Source organism: Campylobacter sp. 2018MI13 (assembly GCF_018501135.1).
Taxonomy (GTDB): Bacteria; Campylobacterota; Campylobacteria; order Campylobacterales; family Campylobacteraceae; genus Campylobacter_E.
In genome coordinates, this window is record NZ_JAHCZC010000013.1 from 19615 (window position 1) to 29709 (window position 10095).

9 protein-coding genes are annotated in these 10095 nt (G+C 29.7%); 7 read left to right on the top strand and 2 right to left on the bottom strand.

The genetic code is table 11. The features are described from left to right. The first annotated feature begins 138 nt into the window (after positions 1-138). From KJQ99_RS02480 to KJQ99_RS02490, 3 genes are read left to right on the top strand one after another with little or no spacing between them, the layout of a single operon-like run. Positions 139-801, top strand: a complete 663-nt coding sequence (locus tag KJQ99_RS02480; RefSeq protein WP_214116882.1) for a thiol:disulfide interchange protein DsbA/DsbL — start codon at positions 139-141, stop codon at positions 799-801. An 11-nt stretch (positions 802-812) separates the two neighbouring features. Beyond that, complete coding sequence (gene dsbI / locus KJQ99_RS02485; protein ID WP_214149890.1) at positions 813-1571, top strand: protein-disulfide oxidoreductase DsbI; 759 nt, start codon at positions 813-815, stop codon at positions 1569-1571. Positions 1572-1599: 28 nt separating this feature from the next. After that, positions 1600-3435 (top strand): aryl-sulfate sulfotransferase, encoded by a 1836-nt coding sequence (locus KJQ99_RS02490; protein ID WP_214116876.1) that lies wholly within the window; start codon positions 1600-1602, stop codon positions 3433-3435. Positions 3436-3458: 23 nt separating this feature from the next. On the opposite strand, the gene KJQ99_RS02495 is transcribed toward KJQ99_RS02490, so the two are convergent. After that, positions 3459-4184 (bottom strand): tetratricopeptide repeat protein, encoded by a 726-nt coding sequence (locus KJQ99_RS02495; protein ID WP_214149891.1) that lies wholly within the window; start codon positions 4182-4184, stop codon positions 3459-3461. 165 nt (positions 4185-4349) lie between these two features. Between KJQ99_RS02495 and KJQ99_RS02500 the strand changes: the two genes are divergently transcribed. The 4 genes from KJQ99_RS02500 to KJQ99_RS02515 all read left to right on the top strand — a co-directional run bounded on the left by KJQ99_RS02500 (position 4350) and on the right by KJQ99_RS02515 (position 8844). Continuing rightward, a complete protein-coding gene (locus KJQ99_RS02500; protein ID WP_214149892.1) occupies positions 4350-5351 on the top strand; it encodes a Fe(3+) ABC transporter substrate-binding protein in 1002 nt (333 codons plus the stop codon). Next, positions 5342-6937, top strand: a complete 1596-nt coding sequence (locus KJQ99_RS02505; protein WP_214116870.1) for an ABC transporter permease — start codon at positions 5342-5344, stop codon at positions 6935-6937. Before KJQ99_RS02500 ends, KJQ99_RS02505 begins: the two co-directional genes overlap by 10 nt. Continuing rightward, a complete protein-coding gene (locus KJQ99_RS02510) occupies positions 6934-7548 on the top strand; it encodes an ABC transporter ATP-binding protein (protein ID WP_214149893.1) in 615 nt (204 codons plus the stop codon). The genes KJQ99_RS02505 and KJQ99_RS02510 overlap by 4 nt, the downstream gene beginning before the upstream one ends. A 93-nt stretch (positions 7549-7641) precedes the next feature. Continuing rightward, positions 7642-8844 carry a sugar MFS transporter gene (locus tag KJQ99_RS02515; protein WP_214149894.1) on the top strand — a complete coding sequence of 401 codons (1203 nt, stop codon included), beginning with the start codon at positions 7642-7644 and terminating at the stop codon, positions 8842-8844. A gap of 26 nt (positions 8845-8870) precedes the next feature. Here the strand turns inward: KJQ99_RS02515 and nhaA are convergent, their stop codons facing one another. Continuing rightward, the gene (gene nhaA / locus KJQ99_RS02520; RefSeq protein WP_214116864.1) at positions 8871-9998 is read right to left on the bottom strand and encodes a Na+/H+ antiporter NhaA; all 1128 of its coding nucleotides are present in this window, start codon (positions 9996-9998) and stop codon (positions 8871-8873) included. Positions 9999-10095: the final 97 nt, after the last annotated feature.

Genomic DNA, 10095 nt, shown 5'->3' on the forward strand with positions numbered 1-10095 from the left:
AATACTTAAAGTGATTATAAATTAAATAAATAGTATGGATTTTATAATAATAATTATTAGAATTTAAAATAATTTTTCAGTTTATTTTAAAATTAAATAATTAAAATAAAAATATAATTTTAATTTAAGGAGATTAAGATGAAAGTCTTAAAAAAAGTTTCAAGTTCATTGGTTTTAGCTACTATGCTAATGGGGGGGGGTAATTTATTTGCTTTAAGCGAAGGTAATGAATACATTACATTAAGCACTCCTATCCCAAATGCTCAAAATTCAGTTTATGAAGTATGGTCTTATAGATGCACACATTGCTATTCACATCATAAAGCAAAAACTATGGAAAAAATCCAAGCTGCATTCCCTGATGTAAAAGTTGGATATTTATTGGTAAAAACTATGGGAGATTATGGCAAGCAAGCTGCTGAAGTTTTAGCTTATGCACAAAATGAAGATGAAAAAGCAGGAAGAAAAGTTGCTGACGCACATAGCTTACACCATAAAGTAAGTGATGCTTATTTTTCAGCTTATTTTAAGAAAAATCAAAGATGGGGAAATGGTGCTGAGCCAGATAAATTTTATGAAACAGGTCTAAAAGCTTTAGGAATTGATAAAGCAAAATTAGATGAGTTTTTAGCTACTCCTAAGGCTCAAGAAATCATTGCTTCTTATGAAATCGCTGATCCTATTTCAAAGAATTTCGGAACTCCAGGTTTTGTAGTTAATGGAAAATATGAAGTAAATATTTCAAAAATTGGCTCACCTGAAGCTTTAGTTGAGGTTATTAAAGAATTACTTAGTATGTAAGGAGTTTTGCTATGAAGCTTCTTAATAAATTAACAAGCCTACAAGAAGGTAGGCTTTTATGGATATTAATGGTTGTTGTTACACTAGGTCTTACTTGTGTAGCACATTATTTCTTTCAAGATTATTTATATATGCAGCCTTGCGAACAATGCGTATATATTAGATATGCAATGATAGTAATGGCAATAGGTGGCATAATAGCAGCTATTTATCCACATCAACTAACTAGAATTATTGGATATACTTTAGGTTTTTATGGTTGTTTAATAGGTTTTGGATTTTGTATAACTTTAAATGAAATTCACGAAGCAGTGCATAATGCAAATGCTTTTGGTGGAGTGCAAGGTTGTAGAGAAATTCCAATATATCCTTTTGCATTGCCTTTACACGAATTAGCACCAGGTTGGTTTTTACCTACTGGAGAATGTGGTCTTGATAATCCTATCGTGCCTGAAGATGCTTATGCTACTTTAAGTTCTTTTCAACAATTTTTTGTAGGAACTGAAGCGGGCGATTTTGAAGATGGATTGTATTCGCAAGGTTGGTATTTAATACCTAGTTTGCATTTTATGAATATGGCAATTGCATGTTTATTATGCTTTGTATGTTGTTTTGTTGCACTTTTAGCAATGTTTATAGGCTTTATATCAAAACCTTGCAAATGTGCAAAAATTGGTGCTATTATTGTAATAGCTGTTACTTTGATTTTATTTTTTAGTGGAAATGCTATTAAAGCAGCAAAAATTGCTTCAATGGCAGCTGGAATTTGAATATATTAATTTTTTAAAGGAGATTAAAATGAAAAAGGTATTGAGTTTATTTGCAGCAGCTGCAATTCTTTCAACAAGTGCTTATGCTATAGGTGGTGCTAGTGGTGCTAAGACTGATTATCATAAACAAGGCAAAATCGGTGAATTAGTAATGAACCCTTATAAAATCGCTCCACTTACTGCAGTTATTAAAAATGGTGGTTATAAATTAAGCGATGTTAGCGTTGAAATTGTTCCTAAGGAAAACGGAGTTCCTTTAAAATATAATGTTGCTAATAAATTTTTATTAACTCATGGTGGAATTCCAGTTTTTGGACTATATCCTAATTATTACAATACGGTTAAGGTTAGCTATACAAAAGAAGCAAATGGCAAAAAAGAAAGAGTAGAAAACGAAGTTTATGAAATGTATGCTAGTGCTATTTATGTAGAAGCTAGTGGAATTAAATTCCAAAAAGCTGCATTATTTAGTGAAGCTAAAGTAAATAAAATTGACCCAGAATTTAAAGATAGACTTTATTTTGTAAATAATATTGAAGAAAAAAGTGGAGCAGGAACTAAAGTAGTATGGAATAACCCAACAGGCGGGGCATTAGAATGGAATTACTATCCGCAAAACTTTATCATTGATACAACAGGAGAAGTTAGATGGTATATGTTAGCTACTCCAATTTATGACCTTGATAGCTCAACTATGGCTGGTGTTATGATGGGCTTTAAACAAGATACTGATGGTGCTTTAGTTTGGGGATATGGTCAAAGATATGCAAAATATGACATAATGGGAAGAGAGATTTTCAATCGTCGCTTACCTGCAAACTATATTGACTATTCACACCAACTTGATGTTGCAGCTAATGGAAATTATTTTTTAAGAGTTGCTAGTGCAAATACACTTCGCCCTGATGGTAAAAATGTAAGAACGGTAAGAGATGTTATCGTAGAAATTGATAGAGATGGTAATGTGGTTGATGATTGGAGATTATACGAAATACTTGACCCATATAGAGATATAGCATTAAAAGTTCTTGACCAAGGTGCAGTATGTTTAAATATTGATGCAAATAAAGCAGGTCAAACTTTAAGTGCTGAAGAATTAGCAAAACTTGATAGTAGTGATAAGTTTGGAGATATTGTTGGGACTGGAGCAGGTCGCAACTGGGCTCATGTAAATAGCGTTAGTTATGACCCAAGTGATGATAGTATTATCATTTCATCTCGCCATCAAAATGCGGTTGTAAAAATTGGTCGTGATAAAAAAATCAAGTGGATTTTAGGTGCTCACAAAGGTTGGAAAGATGAGTTTAAAAAATACTTATTACAACCTGTAGATAATAAAGGTAAAAAAATTGAGTGTGATGATGAATATAGTAAATGTCCAGGATATGAAAATCCTGAAGGTGGATTTGACTTCACTTGGACTCAACACACAGCTTATAGAATTCATGAATTAAGTAAAAAAGGTGTTACTTATATAACCGTATTTGATAACGGAGATAGTCGTGGTATGGAACAACCTGCGTTTCCAACTGATAAATACTCTCGTGCAGTTGTTTATAAAATAGATGAGAAAAAAATGAGCGTTGAACAAGTTTGGGAATACGGCAAACAAAGAGGTCATGAATGGTATAGCCCTGTAACTTCTCTAGCTCAATATAATGCAGATAAAAACTCAATTTTTGCATATTCGGCTACTGCGGGGGCTAATTTTGATTTAGCAAATGGAGCATTCACTTCAGCACCAAATCCATACATTATGGAATTTAAATATGGCTCAACCACTCCTAGCGTTGAAATCCAATTAAAAGATACAACAGGCTATCAAGCGTGGCCGTTTGATTTAGGCAAAGCACTTAGTAAATAAGTAAAAAAGAACTAGAATCATTTCTAGTTCTTTAAATTCTTAATAAAATATATAACAATACCTAAGGCTTTTTTGCAATCTTCTTGCTCTCCTAAGCCGCAAGATTTTTTAAAATATTTAAACGCTTTAAATAAATTATTATGTTTTACATACAAAATAGCTATATTTTTACAAGAAATCGCATTATCCATATTACAAGCTTTTAAATGATTTTCAAAACCTAATTTTTCGTTTTTCATCTTATCATTATATAAATATAATTGCCCTAAATTAAAGCAAGAATTTTGGTCATTTAACTTGCAATAATGTTCAAATATTTTAGCGGTTCTATCTAAGTTAGTATTTGTATTTATATACACAAAAGCTAATTGCATACAAGCATCTTTTATATTTGCTTTACAACCTTTAAATAAATATGGTTCTGCTTTAATATCATCTTTTAAAGTATTAGAATAAAATATACCTAAATTCCCACAAGAAATTCCATCATTGTTATTATACTCACAAGATAATTTATAATAATATTCAGCCTTTTGTAAGCTATCTAGATTGTTTTCTTCATTATAAATAGTTGCTAAATTATTACAAGCTTTATATGATTTTTCATTACAAGAGATTATGTATAGTTCTTTTGCTTTTTCTAAATCACATTCAACGCCTAAACATTTGTGATATTTTAAAGCTTCTTTATAATAATCTTGCGAAAAAGCAATCACGCTAATTAATGCGATTAATAATATTTTTTTCATTTTTTCTCCTTTTTTTTAAGTATCTTATTTTATTATAATTAAATATTATTCAGCAATTTAGTATTATTGATAGTAATTTTTAATTTATTTAAAAATAAAAATAATAATTGTTATAAATTTCTTGCTAATATTTCAATACTTTAAAATATTATTTAAGGAGAAAAATTGAAAAAGTTAGCTTTAACAATTCTAGCAAGCAGTGTGCTTTTAGCAAATGGTGTGGTGAATGTCTATACTTCAAGGCATTATGATTCGGATAAAATCGTATTTGACGCATTTACAGCAAAAACAGGTATCAAGGTTAATTTAGTTCAGGATAAAATTGACCCACTTATTACTAAATTAGAGCAAGAAGGCAAAGATACTCAAGCTGATTTGTTTATGACAGTTGGAGCTGGGGATTTATACAAAGCAAAATCAAAAGGCTTATTACAACCTTACTCATCAAAAATAGTTGATGAAAAAGTTCCTGCAAAATTTAGTGATAAAGACAAAACTTGGGCAGGAGTAACCTATAGAGCTAGAGTATTTGTGTATGACCCAAAACAAATTAACGAAAAAGACCTTAGCACTTATGAAGCATTAGCTGATGAGAAGTTTAAGGGTAAGGTTTTAACTCGCTCTTCAACAGCTTCATATAACCGCCATTTAATCGCATTTATGATAGCAAAAGATGGGCTTAACCAAACTCAAGATTGGGCTAAAAAATTAGTTGCTAATTTTGCAAGAGAGCCAAAAGGCAATGATAGAGACCAAGCAAAAGCAATTGTAAGTGGCACAGGGGCAATTGCTATTATGAATAGCTATTATCTAGGTAGAATGTCTGTATCAAAAGATCCAATTGAACAAGAAGTATTTAAAAATCTTAAAATATTCTTCCCAAATCAAAATGATGGTGGAACGCATATAAATATAAGTGGAGCAGGTATTACAAAATATGCTAAAAATGTAAAAGAAGCAACCGCTTTAATGGAGTTTTTAGTAAGTAAAGAAGCTCAAGAGATTTTAGCTCAAACAAATTATGAATTCCCAGTAAATAGCGAAGCAAGTCCTGCTGATGTGGTTAAATCATGGGGTGAGTTTAAAGCAAGTGAAATTGATTTTAACGAAATAGCAAAAAATCTTGAAACCGCTCAAGTAGTAGCTGATAAGGCTTTATGGAAGTGAGAAGATTAAGTGATTTTTTAGCTTATTTGATATTATTTATAATATTAATTCCTATTTTTTATATTATATTTTTTATAACACAGCCGATTAAAGAAAATACGGCTGTGTTATTTGATAGCTACTTAGTAGAATATCTAAAAAATACAGGAATTATTTTGTTATTTACCCTGATTTTTTCTACGATTATTGGGGTATTTTTAGCTTATTTTGAGAGTTTTTATGAGTTTAGATTTAGGAAATTTTTTAAGTTTTGCTTGGTTTTACCTTTTGCAATTCCTAGCTATTTGTTTGCCTATGTTTATGCTGATTTTTTCTCTTATTTTTCTTGGTTTAATATATTTTTAAGAGATACATTTAATATTAAAATCCATTTTGATATGATGAATATTTATGGAGTTATTTTTGTATTTTCAATATCGTTTTTTCCTTATACTTACATACTTGCAAGGGGATTTTTGGCTAGATTTGCTTCTAGTTTAATTTATAGTGCAAGAAGTCTAGGTAAAAATGAATTTGAGATATTTTTTAAAGTCATTTTGCCTTTATCAAGACCTGTTATTGTAGCTGGTGCAAGTTTGTGTGCTATGGAGACACTTAATGCTTATGGAGCGCCGAATTATTATGGTCTGCATGTATTTAGCACAGGTATTTATAAAGCTTGGATTGGATATGGGGATTTAAATGCTGCTATTAAATTAGCTGTGATTTTATTATTAATAGTATTTTTTATCTTATTTATTGAGAAAATCACTCAAAGACCTTATGAATTAGGCTCAAAACAATATGCACTAACAAGGACACAACTTAGCAAAAAAGCCGAAATAATTGTGCTTAGCTTGTTTTTTATAATTTTATTTATTAGCTTTATTTTGCCTGTTATTCACATTTTAATATGGTTTAAGAGAAGTTATTTTGATGTTGATTATGCTAATTTATTTGCTCTTAGTAAAAATAGCTTTTTTTTAAGTATAGCTTCTAGTGTGATTATTTTGATAATTGCTTTATTTTTAGCGGCAAATCAACGCTTTAAAAACAATAAATCAAAATTAATAATAAGCTCTTTAGCAAATATGGGCTATAGCATTCCTGGTTCTGTTGTGGCTGTTTGTATGCTTGTAATGTTTATTTTCATAGATAGAAGTTTGGCTTCTTTTTATGCTTACTTAGGAATTAATAAGAGTTTGTTTTTAACCTTAAGTCCTGTGATTTTAATATTTGCTTATGTTGTTAGATTTTTATCATTAGGTTTTAATTCAATTAATTCAGGGCTTAATAGACTGCCTAGCTCACTAACTAATGCAAGGCATAGCTTGGGGATAAATCCTTTTAAAGGCTTTTTTAAGGTTGAGTTTGTTTTGATAATTCCTAGTTTGCTTAGTTCATTTATATTGATTTTTATTGAAGTAATTAAAGAATTGCCTTTAGCAAGTTTGCTTGCTACGAGTGATTTTAAAACCCTTTCGTTTGAGATGGATAGATATGCAAGTGATGAGCAGCTTGCTATGGTTAGTGCTCCTGCACTTGTGGTTGTATTAACTTGCTTTATATTATTAGTTATATTTAATTTGATTAAGGAAAGAAAATGAATTATTTTGAGTTTAAAAATGTGAGTTTTGGATACGAAAAGCCACTTTTTACAAATCTTAGCTTTAGTCTAAAACAAGGAGAAAAATTAGCCATACTAGGAGAAAGCGGCAGTGGTAAAAGTACAATTTTAAAGCTAATTGCAGGATTTAACGAGCTAAAACAAGGAGAAATCTTTTTAGATAATGAAAATATTAGCAAAATTCCAGCTTATAAAAGAAATATAGGATTTTTATTCCAAGATTATGCTTTGTTTCCGCATTTAAATGTATTAGAAAATGTTATGTTTGGTATAAAAGATAAAGATAAAAAACAAATTGCCTTAGATATTTTAAATTCTTTAGATATAAAAAATCTTTTTAATTCTTATCCTAAGACTTTAAGCGGTGGTCAACAACAACGCGTTGCACTTGCAAGGTGTATTGCTCAAAAGCCTAAATTATTGCTTTTAGATGAGCCTTTTTGTGCATTAGATGCTAATTTACGCTCTAGTGTTAGGACATTTGTTTTGGATTTTTTGAATAATTTAAATCTAACTTGCATTATGGTAACTCACGATTTAGCTGATGTGAATGCTTTTAAATCTTCGGTTTTAACATTGAAATGTGTATAAACTACACACTTTTTGAATTTTTTTACAAAAAGTTATTAAAAATGTTAAAAATTATTTTAAAATGAGCTTTTTAAAATTAATCAAAGGATTATTATGAGAACGCAAAACAACTCATTTTCGCTTGTTATTTTAACAGCGTTATTTTTTATGATGGGCTTTTTAACCGTTTTAAACGATATTTTAATCCCACATCTTAAAGAACTTTTTGAATTAACTTATTTTCAATCATCTTTAGTTCAATTTTGCTTTTTTGGAGCGTATTTTATAACTTCTGCATTTTTTGGTAAGCTAATTCAAAAAATTGGCTATCAAAATGGTGTTGTAGGTGGATTTTTATTAGCCGCATTAGGTGCTATTTTATTCTATCCTGCAGCAGGAACTCATAGTTATGCTATATTTTTAGGTGCTTTATTTGTTTTAGCTAGTGGGGTAGTGTTACTTCAAGTTACAGGAAATCCGTTCGTTACTTTATTATCACCTAGTGGTAAAGAAGCAAGAAATTTAGCTTTAGTTCAAGCATTTAATTCACTTGGAACAACCGTTGGACCATTTTTTGGTAGCTTATTTATCTTAAGTTCAACTACAAATTTAAGCTTAGAAGAAAAAATAAGCTCAGTTCAATTACCTTATTTAGGAATTGCAGTTGCACTAATTGTTTTAGGAATTTTTGTGAAGTTTTTCATAAAATTACCTGATGTAAGAATTACAGCAGAAGAAATTAGCGAAAACGCACACGATACAAGAACAAGTGCTTGGCAATATAAACACTTGGTTTTAGGTGCTATTGGAATTTTTTGCTATGTTGGTGCTGAAGTTGCTATCGGCTCATTTTTAATTCTTTATTTAATGCCTATTTTAAATATCACTCAAGTAGAAGGTGCTAGTATGATAGCTTATTATTGGGGTGGAGCTATGGTAGGTCGCTTTATTGGAAGTTATATAATGAATTATATTAAACCTGCTTATTGTTTAGCATTCAATGCAGTTATTGCTATGACGCTTTTATTGTGTGCTATTTTAATTGGTGGAGAATTGGGTGCTTACGCAGTTTTAGGTGTTGGATTTTTTAACTCTATTATGTTTCCAACTATTTTTTCACTTGCTACAAATGGACTTGGTCGCTGCACTTCTCAAGCTTCAGGAATTATTTGTATAGCAATCGTTGGTGGAGCTATTATCCCTCCTATTCAAGGAATACTTGCTGATATTGTTAATTTACATATATCTTTCATTATTCCTGCGATTTGCTATTTATATATTTTATTCTTTGCAGTTAAAGGCTATAAATGCAAATAAGAATTTGAATTCAGATTTTTCTGAATTCAAATCTTAAATCTTAACCATAAAAATCCAAGCACAGCAGAACAACAACTAGCACTTAAAACTGCTAATTTTGCACTATTAAAAATTGCTTCATTTCCTTCAAAAACTAATGTATTTATAAAAAAGCTCATTGTAAAGCCAATTCCTGTTAATATACTAGCTCCGTATAAAATCTTTTTGCTAGATGGTAAGGTTGCACCTAGTTTATTAGCAAGTAAGCAAAAACTAAATACTCCTAATTGCTTTCCAATAAATAAACCAAAAAATATTCCAAAAAATACACTATTTAAATTATCTAAATTAAACTCAAGCAATACCCCAGCATTAAATAAAGCAAATATAGGCAATATTGCATAATTTACATAAGGGGTTAAATCGTGCATAATTTGCTCTAAAAATTCTTTATTGTCTTTAGTATGTAAAGGGATAAAAAATGCGCAAAGCATTCCAGCTAAAGTAGTATGAACTCCACTTTCTAAAACACAAACCCAAATAAAAGCACCTACTATTAAATAAAACATTTTGTAAGTGCAATGGAAAATATTTAATATAAATAATAACCCAACACCAATAGAGCCTAAAACAAGAGAAATATATAAAAGGTCATTTGTATAAAATATCGCAATTATAATAATTGCAGCAATATCATCAAATATTGCAAGGCTTAATAAAAATACTCTTACACTATTTGGAACATAGTTTTTTAGCATTAATAAAATAGCAATAGCAAACGCTGTATCAGTTCCTGTTGGAATTGCAAATCCACTTAATCTATAAGTATCAAAAAAATTAAATATAGAATATATTAAAGCAGGAACCATAATTCCACCTAAAGCACCAGCAAGTGGTAATAATCTTTTGCTATTTGTATTTAGTTCTCCGCATAGAATTTCTTTTTTTACTTCAAGTCCAATCCAAAAGAAAAATATAGCAACCAATCCATCATTTACCCATAAAAACAATGGTTTGCTTAAAGAATAATCTAAAAAGCTAATAGATGCTCTAGCTTCTAAACAAGCATTGTAAAATTCACTAAATGAAGAATTTTTTAAAAATATTGCTAAAAATGTCATAAATAATAATAAAAATGCAGGTAAAAGTTCGTTGTTTTTGATTTTTGATAACATTTCTCTCCTTTTAAATAAATTAAATAAAACATTCTTAGTAAAAAATGCTTGATTTAAAGAATTGTAAAGGTTTTAAAAGCGATATTTACTCTGATAA